Source organism: Pseudomonas sp. SWI44, from assembly GCF_002947915.1.
Classification (GTDB): domain Bacteria; phylum Pseudomonadota; class Gammaproteobacteria; order Pseudomonadales; family Pseudomonadaceae; genus Aquipseudomonas; species Aquipseudomonas taiwanensis.
Map to the genome: position 1 here is coordinate 3500916 of NZ_CP026674.1, position 19944 is coordinate 3520859.

15 protein-coding genes and 3 pseudogenes are annotated in these 19944 nt (G+C 60.5%); 1 reads left to right on the plus strand and 17 read right to left on the minus strand.

Annotated features, from left to right (window positions below; genetic code table 11):
• Positions 1–6 precede the first annotated feature (6 nt).
• From tnpB to C4Q26_RS16540, 4 genes and pseudogenes are all read right to left on the minus strand, one after another.
• Positions 7–366 (minus strand): IS66 family insertion sequence element accessory protein TnpB, encoded by a 360-nt coding sequence (tnpB, locus tag C4Q26_RS16530; RefSeq protein ID WP_230384521.1) that lies wholly within the window; start codon positions 364–366, stop codon positions 7–9.
• Positions 367–436: 70 nt separating this feature from the next.
• The gene (locus C4Q26_RS27890; protein WP_158664896.1) at positions 437–577 is read right to left on the minus strand and encodes a hypothetical protein; all 141 of its coding nucleotides are present in this window, start codon (positions 575–577) and stop codon (positions 437–439) included.
• 85 nt (positions 578–662) lie between these two features.
• Positions 663–1154 (minus strand): hypothetical protein, encoded by a 492-nt coding sequence (locus C4Q26_RS16535; protein ID WP_158664897.1) that lies wholly within the window; start codon positions 1152–1154, stop codon positions 663–665.
• A gap of 257 nt (positions 1155–1411) precedes the next feature.
• Positions 1412–1680: pseudogene (locus tag C4Q26_RS16540) on the minus strand (IS30 family transposase); the annotation flags it as partial.
• Positions 1681–1688: 8 nt separating this feature from the next.
• On the opposite strand from C4Q26_RS16540, the pseudogene C4Q26_RS16545 reads away from it, so the two are divergent.
• A pseudogene (locus C4Q26_RS16545) lies at positions 1689–1951 on the plus strand (IS5/IS1182 family transposase); the annotation flags it as partial.
• 436 nt (positions 1952–2387) lie between these two features.
• Here the strand turns inward: C4Q26_RS16545 and C4Q26_RS28395 are convergent.
• From C4Q26_RS28395 to C4Q26_RS16605, 13 genes and pseudogenes are all read right to left on the minus strand, one after another.
• The gene (locus tag C4Q26_RS28395; protein WP_252189446.1) at positions 2388–2759 is read right to left on the minus strand and encodes a polymorphic toxin type 47 domain-containing protein; all 372 of its coding nucleotides are present in this window, start codon (positions 2757–2759) and stop codon (positions 2388–2390) included.
• A gap of 12 nt (positions 2760–2771) precedes the next feature.
• Positions 2772–3452: pseudogene (locus C4Q26_RS28400) on the minus strand (RHS repeat-associated core domain-containing protein); the annotation flags it as partial.
• 51 nt (positions 3453–3503) lie between these two features.
• On the minus strand, positions 3504–3752 hold the full coding sequence (locus C4Q26_RS27895; protein WP_158664899.1) for a hypothetical protein: 249 nt from the start codon (positions 3750–3752) through the stop codon (positions 3504–3506).
• Between the two features lie 285 nt (positions 3753–4037).
• Positions 4038–4409 (minus strand): hypothetical protein, encoded by a 372-nt coding sequence (locus C4Q26_RS16560; RefSeq protein WP_104883331.1) that lies wholly within the window; start codon positions 4407–4409, stop codon positions 4038–4040.
• On the minus strand, positions 4410–9014 hold the full coding sequence (locus C4Q26_RS16565) for an RHS repeat-associated core domain-containing protein (RefSeq protein WP_104883332.1): 4605 nt from the start codon (positions 9012–9014) through the stop codon (positions 4410–4412).
• A complete protein-coding gene (locus C4Q26_RS16570; RefSeq protein ID WP_104883333.1) occupies positions 9011–11845 on the minus strand; it encodes a type VI secretion system tip protein VgrG in 2835 nt (944 codons plus the stop codon). The genes C4Q26_RS16565 and C4Q26_RS16570 overlap by 4 nt, the downstream gene beginning before the upstream one ends.
• An 81-nt stretch (positions 11846–11926) precedes the next feature.
• A complete protein-coding gene (locus C4Q26_RS16575; RefSeq protein WP_023381485.1) occupies positions 11927–12445 on the minus strand; it encodes an Hcp family type VI secretion system effector in 519 nt (172 codons plus the stop codon).
• 479 nt (positions 12446–12924) lie between these two features.
• Positions 12925–13659, minus strand: coding sequence for a YkgJ family cysteine cluster protein (locus C4Q26_RS16580; RefSeq protein WP_104883334.1), 735 nt, complete (start codon positions 13657–13659; stop codon positions 12925–12927).
• Complete coding sequence (locus C4Q26_RS16585) at positions 13656–13967, minus strand: hypothetical protein (RefSeq protein WP_023382268.1); 312 nt, start codon at positions 13965–13967, stop codon at positions 13656–13658. The genes C4Q26_RS16580 and C4Q26_RS16585 overlap by 4 nt, the downstream gene beginning before the upstream one ends.
• 87 nt (positions 13968–14054) lie before the next feature.
• Positions 14055–14954 (minus strand): chemotaxis protein, encoded by a 900-nt coding sequence (locus tag C4Q26_RS16590; RefSeq protein WP_023382267.1) that lies wholly within the window; start codon positions 14952–14954, stop codon positions 14055–14057.
• Positions 14955–15117: 163 nt separating this feature from the next.
• Positions 15118–16302 (minus strand): HlyD family type I secretion periplasmic adaptor subunit, encoded by a 1185-nt coding sequence (locus C4Q26_RS16595; protein WP_023382266.1) that lies wholly within the window; start codon positions 16300–16302, stop codon positions 15118–15120.
• On the minus strand, positions 16299–18455 hold the full coding sequence (locus C4Q26_RS16600; protein ID WP_023382265.1) for a type I secretion system permease/ATPase: 2157 nt from the start codon (positions 18453–18455) through the stop codon (positions 16299–16301). Before C4Q26_RS16600 ends, C4Q26_RS16595 begins: the two co-directional genes overlap by 4 nt.
• Positions 18452–19885: a TolC family outer membrane protein gene (locus C4Q26_RS16605; protein ID WP_023382264.1), complete on the minus strand. Its 1434-nt coding sequence runs from the start codon at positions 19883–19885 to the stop codon at positions 18452–18454. The genes C4Q26_RS16600 and C4Q26_RS16605 overlap by 4 nt, the downstream gene beginning before the upstream one ends.
• Positions 19886–19944: the final 59 nt, after the last annotated feature.

Here is a 19944-nt window from a genome sequence, read left to right on the forward strand (position 1 = left end):
ACCGATTCAGGCAACGAAACGAGGGGTCAAAACCTGATGCGGACGGTTGCGCCAGAGGTCGAAGCCGTCAAGTAGCCAGTTCAGCTCCTGAACAGTCAGGACAATGGCTTCATCAGTGATGTCGGGCGAGGTTTTGAAGCGTTCTGATTCCAGGCGCTTGAGCCAGAGACAGAAACCGTTGCGCTCCCAATAGAGGATCTTCACGCGATTGCGCGGCTTGTTGAGGAACACGAAAAGAACCGGGTCGAACACGGCCACCTTGATATCCAGTTCAACCAAGGCTGCGAGGCCATCGATGGATTTTCGAAAGTCGACGGGCTTGGGGTAGAGATAGACTTTTTCGACTTTGGCGTCGGGGCGCATCATCGTCGGCAGGCTCCAGAAAGAAATCGGGAGCACAGCATCAAGGATCAGGTAAGCGCTTTGAATGTGGGGTTCATGGAGCGCTTACGCTGTAGCTGGCCAACCGGTCGAACAGGTCCCAGGTGAAGTGGGCGTGCGCGCCGTTTTGTAAGCGGTGCACCAGGTTGCCGCATTCCTGGTCCAACAGGTTGCCGGCGGGGTCGTGTTTGTCCAAGCAATTGAGCAGTCGTTTAGCTGGCTTGTTCCATGCGGTGCTTGCGAAATCTCTTCTCGTGCAGAGCCTAGTTGACGCTCACTTTTCAGCCAGAGCGTAAAATCCGGGCGATAATTTCCTTCACCTGCTGGTTTCGCCCCTCTTGCCGTGCAATAACGTCCAGTCCGAGAGCTATACCTTCCTTGCCATTTTTAGTGGCGCAAACGAACGTTTGAGAAAAAAAATGCAGTGCACATTTCCTATTGAAATTTCGAGCAATCAAATCACCAGTCGCCCAACAATAGTCTAAGTTACTACATTTATGGTAGGCGTTAAGTAATGCATTGTATATCTTGCTCTTTTGCTCATCGGTCATGCAGAAAAATTCGGTTCCTGCCTTCAATACGAAGATATCCATTCCTGGTTTGTTAAACAAACGCTCATCGGAAAAGATTGATAGCATAAAATCAACAGATTCGTCGCTGGTTCCGTCGATTTCGAATAACAATTTTTCGTACCTGTCCGCAAGCTGGGCAACTTCTTTTCTAATTTTTTTGCCGTCAGCTTTTTGTAAGGCTGATAACAGTTCGGAAAACATGTTCATAGTCTTGTTTGCCATTTTATGGGTACTTGCAAATTTTTTTTGTATCGTATTTTACCGAGCAGCTTAACTCATGCTCCAGCTCTAATCTACGAAGGTTGTTGTCCTCTTTGTTTATCAGCTTCCTGTGGCCTCGCTTAGTCTGATATAAGCGTTCGCCAGGCCCAATATACTCAGGAAGTTGCATTTTGTCAGTTTCAAGTTCGTGCCATCTTTTTTCCACGGCGGTTTCAGAGGCTGAGTGCAACACCCGACTATTGAGTCAAGGATGGCTCTCATGGTGCTTGGCTATCATTGCCGTCATCATTTCGATAGGGCATTTGTAATCAAAGCGCTGGCGTGGTCGGATGTTCAGCTCGTACGCAATAGCATCCAGTTGCTCTTGGCTATAGCCCGAAAGGTCAGTGCCTTTAGACAGATACTGGCGACTCAGGCCGTTGATGTTCTCATTGCTACCGCGCTGCCACGGGCTACGAGGGTCGCAAAAATAGATCGCCACTCCAGTTCGCTGAGTGATGTATGCAACATACTCATTCGCTCGAGATCCAGGTGATACGAGGGCCGAACAATCGCCGCACCGGGAAATGGCATTCAGAGCAAGGCGATTTGTTCACGGCGGCGCCGGTTGCGAGCGGCTTTGTGGTCATGCCCAAGCGCTGGGTGGTGGAACGGACTCATGCCTGGAATGAGCAAGCCAGGCGGCTGATCATGCACCACGATCGGTTACTGGATGTAAGTGAGGCTTGGGTGTGGCTGGCTGAGCTCGCATGCTCGCTCGTCGACTTACTACTTGATTTTATCTACACCCTCCTAACTATCGCCCCCTCCGTATACTCAATCACATACCAGTTTACCGCAATAAGATAACTGCCAATTTCGTCTGATACAAAGTACTCCATTCCATAGCTGCTTTCCATCAGTCTCGATAAATCTCGCACATCATCAACCACCACAACAATATTTTTATTCCACTTGCTTTGCTCAAAAAACACCCAGCCCGAACCCGGTTTAACAGACAAAAAAATAGAAACTCATTTTCATCAGTAGGTAATTTACTGACGTTCTCGCCAATACTCAAGTGCCCACTTGTCTTCCATGGTCTGTACTTATTCAGCACAAAAGATATATATTTCTCAGTCACATCCTTTTCAGTAGAGCGCGCTTTAACCCCAATTTCAGCAGCGGCGCGCAATAATTCATTAGCATGACATAACATATATTTCCTCGCTGTTAATTCCTTGTTGCTGGAACTTTGTCGACAAAAATATGCCCTCTCGTTCTTGGCTTTTTTGGAGTTTGGTAGCCAATATGTGGAGCATATGGACCTTCACCCAGTGATCCATTAGATTTCACATTGTTCCATGCCGGGATATCCATATTGACATTCGCTCCACCACGAGCTTCCCATTCTACTGGTATAAACTTCCCGTTCAGATCCTTACCCCATTTAGTCACAACAAATTGACTTCGAGGAACGCCTGTTTTTTTGAAGGCCTCGTCCAGCCCATCACGATAAGTTCTAGTCGCGCCTCTTAGATCACTATCTTTTCCTGGGTCAAGCCTCCAGGTATTACCTGTCAAGTCAGAGGAAGAGCCACACATTAAATTACATATTGTATCGCTGGACAAGCCATATGGATCAACCCATGCGATCGGGCTAATAGCATATTCAAATAGATTCAATCCACCGGAATAGCCTATAGGATCTTGGCATATATAGCGACCAGCCCTCGGATCGTAACATCGGTAGCGATTGTAATGCAGCCCTGTCTCATGATCGTGGTACTGCCCTTGGAAGCGAATCGGGTTACCCAGTCCATGCTGCCTGGCCCACTCCGAACGCTCCTCCCGCACCTCGCCCCACGCCTTGTACTGCCACGCCCACGCAATGTTGCCGTGCGGATCGGTCAGCTCCATCGGCGTGCCGAGGTGGTCACAGTGGTACCAGGCAATCGCATCGAACGCCTGCGGCGGCATCGTCGTTTGCCACAACGGATCCTGATCGAAGTCGTATTCCCGCTGACGCCAATCCGGCTGCCTGTGCAGCACGATCGGGCGCTTGCGCAGGGCCTGGGCCACCGGCACGAAACTGCCCGGTTCATACAGGTAGTGCACCGTGCGCCCGGTATCGCCATCGTCCCTTTGTGGTGAGCTTTCCCAGGCCAGGGTGTCGCCGTCCCAACCGTACAGGGTGAAACTACAGTTCAGTTTACGCTGGCGCTTGGCCCGTTGCATTTCGTTCCGGCCGGTGCCGGCTTCTGTATAGTGCGCCACCGAATGCTTTTGCAAGCCTCGGTCCGGGGGGCGTAGCTATACGAATACTGCTCGAAGACGAGTCAATGCTAATCACAGTCTTTTCTTGGCTGCCCGAGCTACTGAGTCGCTTCTATCAAAAGCCAATATTTCCAAAATATCTCGGGGAACCCTAGCATTGCAAGCGATACAGTGCCTCACTGAGGCAACAGGATCTTCTGCAAGCGCCTCAAATGTTTTTCTAGTAATACGCCGTTTCATGGCGACATCAAATCTCACATCTGGATCGGCGCTCGCCGCCAAAGATTCCAACACTACACTGGAAATAGTATGGTTGTTCAATACTTCAACCTCTAGGCTCTGTACGAAAAGCCTTGAAATTCGGTGATGCTGCGTTGAAAACAGCCTCGGAGTGCTCATTTACAACCCGTAAACTCCGCTTCCTCGGCTGTTTTCGCCTTGGCTGACCTTCGTCTCAAGACTTTTCATACAGACCCTAGATCTGGATATTTCTCTACCACCTCTAGCCAAACAGCATCGTCTGCCTCCTCTTTTACACGTTCGCGCTCTTCGCCTTGGGCGGAATCGAATATGCATTTAAACTCGTCCGCGGCCCTAATCAATGGATTACCCCTTACATTTCATGTTCTTCATGAGCATCACGCTTCCAGTTTTCCCCTTATGCTTGTCCATGAAATCACCGGACTGTTTATTTGCAAACATGGATTCGTGCCAGTAATAATCACTATCTTTTATCCAGGCATGGCGATTCCCATTGGCGATCGCCGCAAGCGGCGTCAAGTTAACGCCGTACCTGAAAAGTATTGAAATAAGTTCTCGCGCATTCTCTTTTGAGAGTTTTCGCCTGTCTATTTTTATACTCAGCCCTTTCCCGGTTCCGCGGATATCGACTATGGCGGGATTAGAGGTGATACCTTCAAAAAAGCGAACTTCATCCAAGTTGGAGAAAAAACTTGGGAGCTTTATTAATATGTTCATTTATCTTCGTCTCCCACCTGGATAGACATTCTCGTATTCGCCTTTAGGTTTTTGTACATCCCAGTGTGGCCCACCATGAGCCTTTGATCCAGGACCCTCAGGACCTGTAGGAACCCAAACGTTATCATATTTGTCGAGCCATCCTGATCCACGCCCATCATCAAGTTTTGCCCAAGTCTCTCCAAACTTGCATTCACAAAAGCCTTCTGCCTTTCCAGGCTTTCCCGGGGATTTCGAACCATGGGGATCATGGGCATCCTCAGGTGGGCGGCGAACTTTATACTTATTGTTTGCTAACCCTAATGGGTCAACCCAGAGGACCGGATTGGCCGTATACGCAAATAAGTTAATTCCGCCTCTGTAGCTTATTGGGTCTTTGCTAATAAATCGCCCTGCTTTAGGAGCATAGTATCTATGTCGATTGTAATGCAGCCCCGTCTCATGATCGTGATACTGCCCTTGGAAGCGAATCGGGTTACTCATCCCGACCTGCTTGGCCCACTCCGAACGCTCCTCCCGCACCTCACCCCACGCCTTGTACTGCCCCGCCCACGCAACGTTGCCGTGCGGATCGGTCAGCTCCATCGGCGTGCCGAGGTGATCGCAGTGGTACCAGGCAATCGCATCGAACGCCTGCGGTGGCATCGTCGTTTGCCACAACGGATCCTGATCGAAGTCGTACTCCCGCTGACGCCAATCCGGCTGCCTGTGCAGCACGATCGGGCGCTTGCGCAGGGCCTGGGCCACCGGCACGAAACTGCCCGGTTCATACAGATAATGCACGGTACGCCCGGTATCGCCATCGTCCCTTGGCGGTGAGCTTTCCCAGGCCAGGGTGTCGCCGTCCCAGCCGAGCAGGGTGAAGCCACAGCCGAGATCACGTTGGCGCTTGGCCCGCTGCATCTGGTTCCAGCCGGTACCCGCTTCCGGCCTATCCCAGTAATGTGCGACCGAGTTCTTGTACAGACGTCGACCCAAGGCGTCGTAGGCGAAGTCGACCTTGAGCTTGTCGTCGCTGTAGCTGGCCAACCGGTCGAACAGGTCCCAGGTGAAGTGGGCGTGCGCGCCGTTTTGTAAGCGGTGCACCAAGTTGCCGCGTTCGTCGTACTTGTAGTGGGTGCCGGCGTACTCGCGCAGCAGGTTGTCCATCAGCTTGTTGCGACGTGGGTCCGCTTCCAGCGGGCGGTTCAGCTCTTGGGTTTTCTGATCCAGCAGGTTGCCAGCCGGGTCGAAGGCGAAGGTCTCGACGCCCAGGCGGCTGGTGGCCTGGAGCAGGCGGCCAACCGGATCGTATTGATACTCCAACTGGCCACGACGAGTGTCGTGGATGTTGGTCAATTGGCCCGCAGCGTCGTAACGGTACTGACGCTTGAGCAGCGTGGATGGGCCATCGTGGCTGCCCAACCACTGCTCTTGCAGGCGCCCGGCCGGGTCCCAGGCCTGGGTTTGCATGAGCTTGTTGCCCTGGTGCCGTACGACTTCACGGTGCAGGTCATCACGCTCGTAAGCGAGCATTTCGTGATGGTCGAGGGTCATGCCCAGCAGATGCCCGCTGCCATACGTCAACCAACTGACCTTATGTCCATCCGGGCGAAGGGTCGAGATACGCTGGTTGAGCGCGTCGTAGGTGTGCTGCCAGACCGCAACCATCGGCGTGCCAGTTGCGAGGTAGTGCTGGTGCTCACGGGTCAGGTTGCCCGCCTCATCATGGAACCACTGCAGCTTGCTGACGGCGTTGATCGCCTGGATCAGCTTGCCGTTGCCGTCGTAGGCGAAGGTTTCGGTCTGGCTCTGATCGCCCAGGCGTGCGGTGCGTTCGACCAGCCGGTTCATGCGGTCGAAGCGCAGGTCGATGCGGCGTTGGCCGACCTGGGTGGAGGCCAGGCGACCGGAATACGGGTCGTATTGGTAGCGGGTCACCAGACCATCGAATCCGGTTTCCTGGAGCAAACGACCTACTGGATCGTAGAAGAACGTCGCCTTGCTTTCGTTTTCGTTCTCCAGGCCGATCAGGCGTCCGAGCTTGTCCCAGCGGTAGCGCAGGGTGTGCTCGTTGGCGTCGACACGTTCGGCCAGCAGGCCGGCCGCGGTGTAGGACCAGGTGGTGCAACGATCAAGGCCATCGGAGTGAGCCAGCAAGCGACCTTCGGCGTCGTAGTCGAAACGCTCTTCGGTCTTGTCAGGGTGGGAGACCTTGGACAACTGACCGGTCTTGTACTCATAGGCGGTTTTGTTGCCTAGTGCATCGGCGAACTCGATCAACTGGCCGAAGGCGTTGTAGGCCCAAACACTGGTCTTGCCTGAGCAGTCGGTGTACGCCAGCAATTGCCCTGCGTCGTTGTAGGCGAGTGTCTTTTCGTTGCCGTTGGCGTCCTTGATCGCCTTGACCAAGCCCGCCGGGGTATAGGCAAACTCGGTCTTGTTGCCCAGCGGATCGGTGGTCTCGACCAGGTTGCCGCGCGCGTCGTAATCGCGCAGCCACAGCCCGCCTTCGGCATCGCGAATCTTGATCAGTTGGTCGTGGTCGTCGTAGGCATAGTGCTCGACGCTGTGATCGGGGCGGATGTGCTGCAGCAGATTGCTGCGCTCATCGTAGGCGTAACGGTCCTGGCTGCCGTCGGCATGGACGTGGCGGATGACGTTCTTGCGTGCGTCGCGGAACAGCCATTCGGAGTTGCCGTCCGGGTGCTTGATCCGGTAGGTGTAGCCTTGGGCATCATAGTAATGCCAGGTTTCCTGACCCTGGGCGTCGGTGACGTAGGTCAGGCGGATGCGCGTGTCCCATGCCAGTCGGGTTTCGAAGCTGCCATCGTCGGCCCACTCGCGAATGACCTTGGCCTTGGCGCCAGAGCCATCCCACTGCAGGTTCATCCCGCGACCCGTACGATCGGTGTAACGGGTGATCAGGTGATGGCGGTAGCGGTAGTGCCAGGCGGCGCCGTTTTCATCCTGGGCGCCGATCAGGTCGCCCTGGCCATCGTAGTGATACCCGCACAGCTGACGCAGCGGCTTGCCGTCGACCACCTGCCACAAGCCTTGAATGTGGCCGTGATCGTCGAGCAGGGTGCCCAGTTGCAGGTGGACCTTGTTTGGGTCGTTGTCGAAATAGGTGTTGATGTCCGACAGCACCGGCTGGTCGTGGTGACGATGCTCGTAATGCAGCATCGCCCCCGCGCCACTGCGCAGCTGGATATGGGTCAGGTAGAAGCGGTCACCGTGACGGGCATAGGTTTCCCGGCGGCTCAGGCCGCGCAGCAGCACCAGTTGCTGTTCACCGGTGCGCACCCAGGTGAAGTACTCGACTGCGTCATACTGCGGCTTGCCCTTTTTCGGCAGCGCGAAGGCATGGCTGCGTCCGTCCATGTCGTGGAACAGCAGGCCTTTGTCGACCACGTCGATGCAGGTGGTGAACTCGGTGATCCAGCGGGCGCCGAGGATGCCGTTGTCCAGCTTGTCGAGGCGTGAGTTGTAGGTGCGAGTCCACGTGACCGGGAACGGGCCGGACAGGCTGAAGTCGGTGTGGTGCAACGACTCGCTGCCCACGGCGAAGTTGATGCGGTTGCAGGTGCTGGTGCAGACGACGTTCTTCTTGTCGTTGGCGGCACCCTTGGCCGGGCCCTGGTTGGCCGTGGCTTCGAGCAGGCCATCACCTTTCTGATGCCTGGCTTGTGAGGTGCTGCCTTCCTTGACGTTGCCGGCCACTGCCTTGGGGTTGCGCGCGTGCCAGATCGTGCTGCTCTTGTGCAGGATCAGGCGCATGCTGGCGATGGAGTTGGGGTTGGCCAGACTGGTGAGGTTGAGCATCTGCTTGCTCATCTGCGCGCCCAGGCTGCGGAACTGCGCGGTGTAGCCGAGCACTGCCTGCTGCACACGGGTGGGCACGACATTACCCATGACCATGTTGGCCGCGCCCTTGCTCATTGCCGAGTAGGCATTGCTCAGGGCTCCGAAGGCGTTTTCGAGGGAGACCTGCGGGTCTGACGTCATGGTGTCGCTGACTTTCTGCAACTGCGTGGCGGCCGTTTTCAAGTCGCCCTGGCTGTCGAGCTTGCCAAGGATGATCGCGTCAATGGCATCAGCGGTGTTGTTGACCAGCTTCTCACCGGTCTTGGCCGCTTCGGTCATCACCTCGGTGAGGTGGGCTTCGGCATCGCCCAGGAACGTGTCCAGCTCGCCAATGATCGTGGCGTTGAGGTGGCCGACCAGAATCTCGATCAGCGAGTCGCCGAGCACCTGCTTGGCTTCCTGGCGGGCAAGCACCAGCATCGGCCGCAGGCTTTTGCGGGCATAGGCCATGGTGGGTGGCGCTGGCACCACGCCGATCAGGTTGATGCCCAGGCTGAGCCAGTCCCATGGGTCCGGTTGGTCGGCAGTCGCCAGGTTGACGATGTCGCCCACGGCATCGACCAGGGCCATGATGTTGCCAATGACCGGCAACATCTCGGCGGCGTCCTTGAGCCGTTCGAGGTTGACGTAGCCATGGCTGATGTCGCGTAGCCAGGCGTCGAACACGGCGGCACCACGGCTGACGTCCTCGACGCCGATCTGGTCCAGGGGAACGACCGCTGCCTGGGCCGGGCGTTGTTTTTCGGGGATATCGGTCATGAAATCAGTTCACCAGGCAGAAGGTCGGTAACGGCGCTCGGGCTCAGGGCCTTGAACTCGGGCAGTGCTGGAAGAGAGGGCCGGTTGGCGAGCGCGCCTTGCACCTGTTGCGTGCTTTGCAGAGCGTCCTGGCCGCTCTTGAGCAGGCTCATGCCGCTGCTGGTCAGTTGCTTGGCCTTGGCAAACAGCCCGCCCTCGCCATCCGCGGCCAAGGGCACGCTGTCTGCTAGGTATTCCACGAGGGTTGGCATGCTGGGCGCGTCCGGCAGCTGCAGCGGCCAGTTGATCACGCCGACATAGCTGGAGGGGTTCCAGGGTGCGTTGGTGTCGTCGCCGAACTTGACCCAGGCCGGCCCCGGCGCGGCGCCGGACACGGCGTTGAAACCCTGCCCGTCGAGGCTGCCCTTGAACACCTTGCCCAGGGCATCGGTGACTTCGTAATCCCCGGCCTTGATGCCTTTGGCATTGGCGTACAGGTTGAACAGCTCCAGTGCGCCCTTGCCTGGCTTCGGTGGTTCGGGGAAGGTGCCGGCCATGCTCGCCGCGCCAATGTGGGCGAACTGCGCCGCGTGGGCGGTGTAGTTGCCGCTGGTGACGTGGGTGATGCCACTGGCGTTGTAGGTCGTTGCGCTGCCGCCGCCTTGCACCACCAGCTCGGTCTTGGCCTTGAGGATGATGCGGTCGGCATTGGCGGTGATATCCAGCTTGGCCAGCAGGTTGATGCTGTCCTTAAGGGCTCGCATGTCGATATCGCCGGAGGCGCTGACCACCTTCCAGCCCAGGCTCTGCACGAACAGGCGCATGCCCTGGCTGGCACTGGCCAGCAGGCGTTTGCCGATCGACAGGCTGGTATGCCCGGTGCTGCTCAGGGCCAGGTGGCTGCCGCTGGTGATGTGGTTCGGGCCGGGGGTGGTCAGGGCGATGCCAGCAGGGCTGGCGAGCACCAGGTGCGGCTGGGTGAATTCGGCGAACTCGTTCTTGCTGAGGTCGCCGGGGCCGCTGCCGAGAATGCCCTGATGCTGCTCGTGCAGTCGCTTGGCCACCTCGTCCTGATCGCCTGGCTCCTGTGCCTGCATCTGCTTGGCCAGTTCAGCCAGGCTGTCCTGCTGCTCGCTGGCGGTGGCCAGGCGCTCGGCCGTCTCGGGCAGGTCCTTGTGGTGCCTGGCTTCGTTCGGCCGGGGCTCGGTGGTGATCAGCAGGCCACCAGCGGCGCGCACGGCGCCGTGGCGGTCGGTGCGCAACTCGAAGCCTTCACCGCGCGGGGCGCCGCCGCTCGGCCGGGGGTGGGTCAGGTAGCCGAGGTTCAGCGCACTGGCGCCGTGGTCGCTGCGCAGGGCGATGCTGATTTCACCGGTGGTGTCGTCGATGCGCAGTTCGTTGCCGCGGCTGCCCTTGTATTCCTTGCTCTTGATCGTGGCCAGGGTCTTGAGGTCGGGCAGCTTGTAGTGCGGCATGTTCACGCCGTGGTACAGGCAGCCGGTCACCAGCGGCTGGTCGGGGTCGCCTTCAAGGAAGCTGACCAGCACTTCCATGCCCACGCGGGGCAACTGCAGGCCGGCGATGCCCTGGCCGGCCCAGCCGGAGGCGACGCGCAGCCACACGCTGGACTTGTCGTCGGCCTGGCCTTCGCGGTCCCAGAAGAACTGCACCTTGATGCGGCCGTATTCGTCGCAGTAGATCTCTTCGCCGGCCGGGCCGCTGACCACGGCGCGCTGGTCGCCCAGCACCCGGGGCTTGGGGTGGCGCAGCGGCGGGCGGTACGGGGCGTCCCACGGCGTGGCGGTGAAGGTGTTGCGGTAACCCTGCTGGAAACCGTCGTGCTTCGCGTCGATGTCGCTGGTGATGACTTCTTCCAGCACCTGCGGCTGGCGGCCTTGGTGGTGCACGGCGAGCAGCAGCCAGAGGTCGTTCCAGGCCGCGTTGGGGTGGCAGGCCAGGGCCAGGAAGTGCCCGCTGGCCAGCAGCGGTTGGTCACTGCGGCCCTCGGCCAGGCGGAAGTCGCTGCGGTGGCGCTCCAGGGCGCGGGTGGCCAGGTGCTTGCCACGGGCGCGGTCGAGGAAGCGGCCGGGGTAGTCGTAGTCTTCAAGGTCCGGCTCGGCGTGGCTGACGGCCTCGCCTTCGAGCTGGATCAGCGGCTTCTTGAAGTCGTAGTCGCGGCGCGTGACGCTGCTGGTGCGGGTTTCCAGGCGCAGGGCGAAGCCCTTGATCATCGGCGTGTCGGCGACCAGCCCGGCGTCGTGCTGGAAGCTGACCGGGGCCAGTTTGGGAAACACCGTCTGGTCGTCGCCGAACACCAGCAGGTGGCCGTCGGCGCGGTGACGAAAGTGATAGTGGATGCCTTCTTCTTCGCACAAGCGCTGGATGAAGTGCAGGTTGGACTCGTCGTACTGCACGCAGTATTCGCGTTGCGGGTACTGCGCGCCCAACTGGAACTGGTAGGCATTGGCGAGGATGCCATGCTCCTCCAGGACCAGGGCGATGATCTGCGGCACGGTCTTGTGCTGGAACATGCGCTGGTTGATGCGGTGGTCCAGGTACGCCAGCTGCGGGCGCAGGGTGACCTGGTAGCGGGTCAGGCGCTTGCCCGACTCGCCCTGGGCGGCGCGATAGATCAGGCCGTGCAGGCCACGGCCGGCATCGCCGAGCTGGAGGAAAGCGGGTTTGTGTAGCAGGCGTTCCAGGTCCAGCGAAGGGCATTCGCTCACCAGCTCGAGGTCAATGGCATAGGCGTGGCTGATGGCTTCCGTGCCGTTGAAGGCGAGGACCTGGAAATCGTGCTCCAGGCCGTCGATGTGCAAGCTGAAATGGGTCTGGTTCGCGGCGGCAAACATCCCTGTCCTCCTTTGGGAAAACGTAGCGAAAACGACCGCAGCCCGCCGCGCGAACGCGGCAGGCAGCGGTGTGATCCAGGTTTAGCCTGCGACCGGAACGCGCCAGTCGTCGGAACCGGAAGTCCCGGAGACCTCGTGGGTCCAGGTGATCTTGCGGTAGGTGAAGTACACGTCTTCCAGGTGGGTGAAGTGGGCGTTGGCCGGGTCCTGGCAGTTGTGCATGTAGTCCTTCATGTCGACGATGATCGCGTCTTCCAGGACGGTGGTGTAGTAGTGCTCCTGGGTGCCGGCCGCCGAGGTGCGGTACCACTTGATCTCGACCTTGGTCATGCGCTCACCGGAGGTCAGGGCCGCCAGCAGCAGTGGCGAGGCCTTGTCGAAGACCTTGGTGATCTTCACCGGCTTGTGCACGCGCTGGCCGGTCGGTTGGCCGGACTGCGGATCACGGGGGATGATCACCTGGTGGTCGAAGCCCTGGACCATCACCTGGTCTTCGTGGCCTTCCTGGTAGGTGTTGCCCACCGAATCGGCGGTGAACGCGCCAGCGGTGATCAGGCCTTGTTTTTCGCCGGTGACGGACATGTACGCGGGTGTTGCCATGGTGCTGCTCTCCTTGCTGTGGATAAGTCGATATCGACTGGGAAATTTCCGCTTTCCCATGTCTGGTTAATACAGAAAACGTGCCAATTCCAGGCGAGTCCTTATATATCGCGGGCTCTAAAGGTTAAGTCGTTTCAATGAGGGGCTTTTGTGCAACGAAATACCAGAAAAGTGCGCAACTTCTTGCGCAGTGGTGTGCAAAAAGTTGCGCAGTTGCCTGTACGCCATATTTCTTAAGGCCTACAGGAATGTATGCACAGGCTTATTCACATTTGAGTGCGCAACTTCTTGCGCAGTTGACTGCTAAGTCGAGTTGGCCGTGTCGGGCGCAATATCTGAAGCCGTTGTGATGGATTAGAACGTTACGGGAAAACGCTTCCTGGGTATGTAGGACGCAGGGCGACACGAGGTGTAGGAAGGGGATGACATCGGGCGGGGTGGGTAAACGGATTGTTTACCCATGCAGGGCAAGCGCTGAATCAGAATCCGATGTAGGCGTAATAGTCCGATGTTTCAGCGGTGGTTTGCAGACCCAGGTCGCCTAGGCTGACCGCCAGTTCGGCATCAGGTACATGGAGGGTCCAGGCGGTCTGCACAGCAGGAAATTCCTGTCGAAGGGCTGTGGCGAAGGCGTCCATGTTCGGCAAGTAAGCCGTGAAACCACGGCCCTTGAGTGCACTGGTGGTGATGCCCAGCGCCTGGCACAGGGCAACCTTGGCGGCGATGTCGTCGCGGTCGGCCTGGCGTGAAGCCTCCACCAGTGCCACCAGTTGCGGGTCGACCGGTAGCGTGCCATGAATCAGCGTGGGCCCCTGTTCCCATGCTTCGGGCGGACAGTCCTTGCTTTCGGGGCGCAGGGGGATGTGCGGGTTGATCTCCACCGGGTAAATGCGGCACACCAGCGGGCGTGACTCATAAATGGTACACAGGTCGTTATCGTCCAGATTCCGGCAACGGCCTGGGTTGAACGCCGCGAAGGTCACCGATACCCGTGCCTCGCCGCTGCCGCAGGGCACCGCCAGGGAGCGGCGCATTACGTGCTCGCGCTGCTCGATGGGCATGCCAGGGCCGTCGGCCACGAAGCCTTCGATCAAGATGATGACCTGGCCGCCGGACGCTGCCCACTGGCGGGTTTCATCCAGTGTCAGGGGGACATGGTGGCCGGTGCAGCACTTGCCACAGCCAGTACAGGCAAAACGTAGACGGTCGTTCACTGAGCTCCCGGGCTCCATTCGCTGACGAAGGCTCGTTGATGCTGGCGGTCGTACAGGCACAACTCGGTGCCTGTGCGTTGCTGCATGTGTTTCTGCGGATAGACACCTTCGATCAGCAGGGCGCTGAAACCGACCTGATCATCGAACTCCGCAGGCTTGCCGCGGGCGTGGGCATCCTTGAACTGGCTGGCGGCCAGACAAGCCTTGAGCATCTGCTGGCGCTGTTCGTTCCAGGCCTGGCTGCTGGAGGCCTGGGCTGCACCGCTGAACAGGGTGCAGGAGATAAGGAGCGAGCTGAAAAACTTCATACGCAATACCGGCAAGAAACATCCGAGGGGCGTGATTATGCCTTACACGTCCCCGGCGGCAAGCCGGGGAGATTGTCGCTGAATATATCAGTGCTCGGTGTGCGCCACCGCCCGCGCCGCCACCACCAGACAATCGGTAAGCTCTGGCGAGGAGAACTTGGTGAGGATGGCATTGGCTCCGGCCAGCCTGGCCTTTTCACTGCTCATGGCACTGTCCAGCGAGGTGTGCAGGAGGATGTACAGGTGCTGGAAGTCCGGGGTTTCGCGCAGGGTCCGGGTAAAGGCGTAGCCGTCCATCTCGGACATCTCGATGTCGGAGACGATGATGTTGATTTCCTGGGCGGTGCCTTGCAGTTCCAGCAGGACATTGATGGCGTCCTTGGCGCTGCGGGCCGTGTGGCACTCGATGCCGAGGTTGCGCAGGGTATGCACCGATTGCTGCAGCGCTACCTGGCTGTCGTCCACCACTAGGATATTGGCCGCGGCCAGCAGACTGGCATCTTGCTCGCTCACCTCGCCCGGGTGTGCCTCAGGTTCGGGCGGGGCGATGCCGTGGATGACTTTCTCGATGTCCAACACCTGTACCAACGTGTTGTCGACCCGGGTCACGCCGGTGATGAACGAGCGATTGCCCGAGCCATAGGGCGGCGGCTTGATATCGGTGCTCAGGCAATGAACGATGCGGCTGACCGCCTGTACATGAAGGCCCTGGCGCGAGCGGCTGATCTCGGTGACGATCAGGCAGCCGCCGTCCGGGTCGGCCAACGGCCGCTCGCCGATGGCACGGGACAGGTCGATCACCGACAGCGAGTTGCCGCGCAGGGTGGCCACACCTTTGACGTGGGGGTGCGATTCAGGCAACCGAGTCAGGGGCGGGCAGGGGATGATTTCGCTGACCTTGAGCAGGTTGATTGCCATCAGCTTGCCGCTGCGCAGGGTGAACAGCAGCAGGGACAACGCGTCCGCGCGGGCGTTTTGCGTGGCCATGGTGACCTTCGTTCAGAGAGGGGATGCCGGGTTATCGGCGTGTTATCGCCTGGCTTTAGGTTGGGGGAGGGTGGGGGTGTACGATTCTGGATTTTCTGCGGTGAATCGAGCGCGGACCGCGCGACGCTCGATCTCACTCCTTCCAAAAAAACATCGACAGACCTTAACGCTCCCGCAACGCCTCACGCGCCCTGTTCAGTGGCTTGATCAGGTAATCGAGGATGGTCTTCTCGCCCGTACGGATATCCACCGTGGCGATCATCCCCGGCACGATCGCGAAGCGCTTGCCGGCCTTGTTCTGCAGGCTGTCCTGTTCGGTGCGGATGAACACTCGGTAGTAGTAGATCTCCGGTTTCACTTCATCCTGCAAGGTGTCGGGCGAAATCCCCACCACCTTGCCGTCCAGGCCGCCGTACACCGAGTAATCGTAGGCACTGATCTTGACCTTGGCGGCCTGCTCGGGGTGGATGAATGCGATGTCCCTGGGGGCGATGCGGGTTTCGATCAGCAGCCGCTCGTCCATCGGCACGATCTTCATCACTTGGCCGCCCGGCTGTACCACGCCCCCCAAGGTGTTGACCTCGATGTCCTTGACGATGCCCCGCACTGGGGAACGCAGGGTCAGGCGCGTCAGCGAGTCGCTGCGCCCACGGATCACCTCGGCCAGGCTGTCGGCCTCGGCGCTGGCCTTGGCCAGCTCCTCACGGGCGCGTACCAGGTAGTCGGAGCGTGCTTCGTTGGCCTTGAGTTCCAGTTCCGAGCGTTGACGGTTCAGGCGGATCACTTCGACCCGGCTCGAAGCGCCCATCTTCGCCAGGTTCTCGGTGATCTGCAGTTCGCTGCGTACCAGCCGCAAAGAGTCCTCGATGCCGGCCAGGGTCTGCTCCAGGCCCTGGCGGCGGGTTTGGTACAGCGCGGTCTCGGCGTCGATCAGGTCGGGGGACGCTCGCAGGCTGTCGGGAAAGGCTAGCGGCTTGCCGGTCACCTCGGCTCGCAAGCGGGCGACGCTGGCGGTGGCCGCGCGGTACTTGGCCTCGCTTTCGCCCACGCTGGAGGCGGTCTTGGTCGGGTCCAACTGGGCAAGCACCTGGCCGCGCTCGACCAGGTCGCCCTCGGCCACATTCATGGTGGTGACGATGCCCCCTTCGAAGGACTGGATCACCTGCTCCCGTGAGCTGGGAATAACCTTGCCAGTGCCGGTGGACACTTCCACCACCTCGAACCACGCCGCCCACCCCAGAAAGCCCGCCAGCATCAGCGCGCACAGGGTGATCAGGCGACCGGCGCGCAGCACGGCGCGGTCGTCCTCGCCATCCAGGTAGGACGAGGGAAGTTCATGGCTGCTCATGCCTGGCCTCCTTTGAGCTTGGCCAGGGCGGCGTCGCGTTTGTCGTCGATGACGATGCGACCGCCGTCGAGCACGATGATCCGATCGACCCGCTGCAGCACGTTCAGGCGGTGGGTGGCGATCACCAGGGTACGGCCCTGGCAGAAGCGGTCGAGGCTATCGAGCAGGTGGCGTTCGCTGATGTCGTCCAGCGAGGCGGTGGGTTCGTCGAGCAGCAGCACCTGTGGCTGGCGTACCAGCAGACGAGACAGCACCAGGGCCTGGCGCTGGCCACCGGACAGCCCTTGGCCGCCCTCAAGGATCAAATGGTCCATGCCCTTGGGCAGTCGGCGGACGAAGTCCAGCGCGCCGGTGGCGGACAGCGCGGCCACCAGTTCCTGGTCACTGGCTTGTCCCGCGCCCAGGGTGAGGTTTTCCCGCAGGGTGCCATGAAATAGCCGCGAGTACTGGGGCAGCAAGCCTACGTCGCGGCGCAGGTCGGCTGGGTCCAGGTGGGCCAGAGCAATACCGTCGAGGTTGAGCTCGCCTTGCATCAGGTCCATGGCGCCGCCCAAGGCCTGGAGCAAGGTGGATTTCCCTGAACCGTTGCGCCCCAGCAGGGCGATGCGTTCGCCGGGCTGGATGTCCAGCTGGCCGATGGTCAGCGCCGGTGCCGCCTCGGGGCTGTAGCGGAAGATCGCCTGGCGCACCCGGTATTCCCCACGCAGGGCCGGCAGGTGGACGCGCGCCTCGCCTTCGGCATGGTCCACCGGCGACTGCATGAGATTGTCCAGGCCCTTGAGGGCCACCTTGGCCTGCTGCCAGCGGGTCAATACATGGGTCAACTGGGCCAGTGGCGCCATCATGCGCGATGACAGCATCGAAGCCGCCACCAGGCTACCAGTAGTAAGGTCGCCCGCGATCACCATGGGGGCGCCGATGACGATGACCACGGCGAACACTGCACCCTGGACATTCTGGGTCCAGGTCACCAGGCCGTTGGTCAAGGTGCGCAGGCGCAGGTTGCTGTGGGCACAAGCGGTGTTGTACTGGTTCCACTGGCGTTCGAAGCGCGCCTCTGCCTGCAGGGCCTTGATCTCGTCCAGGCCCTGGATGCTTTCCACCAGCATGGCGTTGCGCAGCGCCGACTCGCGCATCGAGGCATTGGCCAATGCGGCCAGGCGCCGCTGCGCCAGCAGGCCAGGCAGCAGCATGGCCAGCAGCGCGACGAGGGGAATCAGCACCAGGACCCCGCCGATCAGCCAGAACACCAACAGGAACAGCAGGAAGAAGGGCAGGTCGGCCAGCACCGAGGCGGTGCTGGAGGTGATCAGGTCGCGAATCTGCTCAAGCTCGCGCAACTGCGAGATGAACGAGCCGGTGGACTTGGGCCGCGCCGAGTTGCGCAGGCGCAGGGCATGGCCATAAACCAGGTCGCTGACCCGCAGGTCGGCGCGCTTGCCCAGCAGGTCGGTCACCTTGAGCCTGAGCAAGCGCATGCTCAGGTCGAACACCAGCGCCAGCACCACCCCCGCGAACAGCACGTACAGCGTCGGCAATGACTCGGCAGGGATCACCCGGTCGTACACCTGCATGGAAAACAATACGCCAGCCAAGGCCAGCACGTTGGCTACCAATGAGGCGACCATGACCTGGCCATAGGGGCGCAGGTCGCGCAGCACGATGCGGGCGAACCAGTGGCGGTCGTAAGGCGCGGTGTAGTCGTCGGTGCGAACGTCGCGCAGGGGGCGAGCGGGGCGGAGCAATGCGACACGGGATATCCGCCCGTCCAGCGTGCCCTGCGATACCCGCGAGGCCAGGCCCTGGTCGCCGGCGAAGACCACCGCCAGTTCGTCGTCCTGGGTCACCGACTCGACCACGGCCAGCTGGCCGTCGTCCAGCTCCAGCACCAAGGGCGTGCGCCATTGCCGTAGGCCTTTGCCATCGAAATGGGTGAAGCGCAGGGTAAGCCCCGCCTGGCGGGCCATGTGACGTAGGATTTCGTCCAGCGGCCGGGCATCTTCCACAGCGGCCAGGTGTATGCGCTGGGGTGAGACATCAAGACGGTAGTGGTGCGCCACCTGCAGCATGGCTTCGAGCCACGGCCCCAGGTCCGGATGCCCGGTCTGGACGGTGGCCTGCGCGGGCTGGGCAAGGTTGATGGTTTCATTCATGGCTCGATCTGCACCCCTTGCAGGTTGCGCCCTTCCAGCCCGAAGGCTGTGCGCAGGGCGCCACTGTTGTACAGGCAATCAACATCCAGGCGCAGCAGGTCGGCGCGTGTGCCAGCGAGGTCGAAGCGTGACTGGTAGATCTCCTGCTCGGCATTGAGCAGGTCGAGCAAGGGCCGTGTACCCAGGTCCAGGTACTGGCGACCGTACAGCTCGCGGGCTTCCTGAATGCTGGTCTGGCGTGCTTCGAGCGAGCTGAGTCGCCGCCCCAATCCAGAGGTCTGCGCCTTGGCTTCGGCCAGCCCGCGACGGGCCTGCAGGCGGGCAGCATCTTCCGCCGAATCGGCCGCAGTCAGGGCATGGCCGGCAGCTCGGGTGCGGGCGCTGATGGCCCCGCCCTGGTAGATCGGCACCTCAAGGTTCAGGTAGATCCCGGCCTGCGTGCGGTCGAGGCGGGAGTTGTCGCGGTCGTACTCGTTGTCCAGGTAATGGTTGACCTGCGGTTGCAGCGACAGGGTCGGATAGGCCTCGGCCTTGGCTTGCGCCAGCTCGGCCTGGGACTGCGCGCGCAGGGCTAGCGCCATGAGCACGGCGGGCAGGCGGTCGTCGCCCTGCTCTGGCCGTTTGCAGGCCTGGTTCAGTTCGGCCGGAGGCGCTTCGGCAAGCGCCGGCGGGGACATGCGCCCGAGCAGCGCGGCAAGTGTCGAGCGCCAGCGTTGGTATTGCGACTGGTACTCCTCCAAGGTCGCGCGTGCTCCTTCTTCCCGGGACTCGGCCTGGACCACGTCGGACCGGGTGCTCGCGCCCATGTCGCTGCGTTGGCGTGCCAGGCCGACAATGGCGCCGATGCCACGGATCTGATCGCGGGCAATGGCCATCAACTGCTCGTAGCGACGGGTTTCGATCCAGGCGTAGGCGGTGTCGCGGGCCAGTTCGTCCACCACCAGCAAGATATTGGCTTGTGCCCGTGCTGCCGCGGCTTTTGCCGCGTTCACTGCACTGTCGACCTTGCCGAAGTCGTAGAGCATCTGTTTCAGCGACAGGTTCAGCGCCTGGCTGCCCCGGTCGTTGCCATACCCGGTGTCATACCCTGCGCGTATACCCCCGGTGACCTGCGGGTAGTAACCGGCGCGGGCCACGTTGATGCCTTCGCCTTGCTTGTACAGGTTACCGACGGCCTCGGCGATGCTCGGGTGCCACTGCGCCGCGAGCAGCACGGCTTCGGCCATGCCCAGGCGGTCGCCGTCGGCTTCGGCCTGCCCGGAAGGCGGGCGAGCAGGTATGGCTTCGGGGGCGTCGCGCAGACGCGACGGCCCGATGCTGCGCAGCTGCGGGTCGATATCGTCGGCCGACCAGGCTGCTGGAGTGATACACAGGGCCAGGAGCCCAAAGGCGCCTGTTAACAGCGGTGACAGCGTACTGCTTCGCTTCACATCATTCCCTTACTGCTGGTCATCCTTGGCGCCGGGCGGTAACCCGGCGGTTTGCTGCA

Excerpts from the sequence above, each read along its gene's own strand:
- tnpB (WP_230384521.1), bottom strand. The coding sequence starts at position 366 with ATGATGCGCCCCGACGCCAAAGTCGAAAAAGTCTATCTCTACCCCAAG.
- C4Q26_RS16535 (WP_158664897.1), bottom strand. The coding sequence starts at position 1,154 with ATGTTTTCCGAACTGTTATCAGCCTTACAAAAAGCTGACGGCAAAAAA.
- C4Q26_RS28395 (WP_252189446.1), bottom strand. The coding sequence starts at position 2,759 with ATGTGTGGCTCTTCCTCTGACTTGACAGGTAATACCTGGAGGCTTGAC.
- C4Q26_RS16560 (WP_104883331.1), bottom strand. The coding sequence starts at position 4,409 with ATGAACATATTAATAAAGCTCCCAAGTTTTTTCTCCAACTTGGATGAA.
- C4Q26_RS16565 (WP_104883332.1), bottom strand. The coding sequence starts at position 9,014 with ATGACCGATATCCCCGAAAAACAACGCCCGGCCCAGGCAGCGGTCGTT.
- C4Q26_RS16570 (WP_104883333.1), bottom strand. The coding sequence starts at position 11,845 with ATGTTTGCCGCCGCGAACCAGACCCATTTCAGCTTGCACATCGACGGC.
- C4Q26_RS16575 (WP_023381485.1), bottom strand. The coding sequence starts at position 12,445 with ATGGCAACACCCGCGTACATGTCCGTCACCGGCGAAAAACAAGGCCTG.
- C4Q26_RS16585 (WP_023382268.1), bottom strand. The coding sequence starts at position 13,967 with ATGAAGTTTTTCAGCTCGCTCCTTATCTCCTGCACCCTGTTCAGCGGT.
- C4Q26_RS16590 (WP_023382267.1), bottom strand. The coding sequence starts at position 14,954 with ATGGCCACGCAAAACGCCCGCGCGGACGCGTTGTCCCTGCTGCTGTTC.
- C4Q26_RS16595 (WP_023382266.1), bottom strand. The coding sequence starts at position 16,302 with ATGAGCAGCCATGAACTTCCCTCGTCCTACCTGGATGGCGAGGACGAC.
- C4Q26_RS16600 (WP_023382265.1), bottom strand. The coding sequence starts at position 18,455 with ATGAATGAAACCATCAACCTTGCCCAGCCCGCGCAGGCCACCGTCCAG.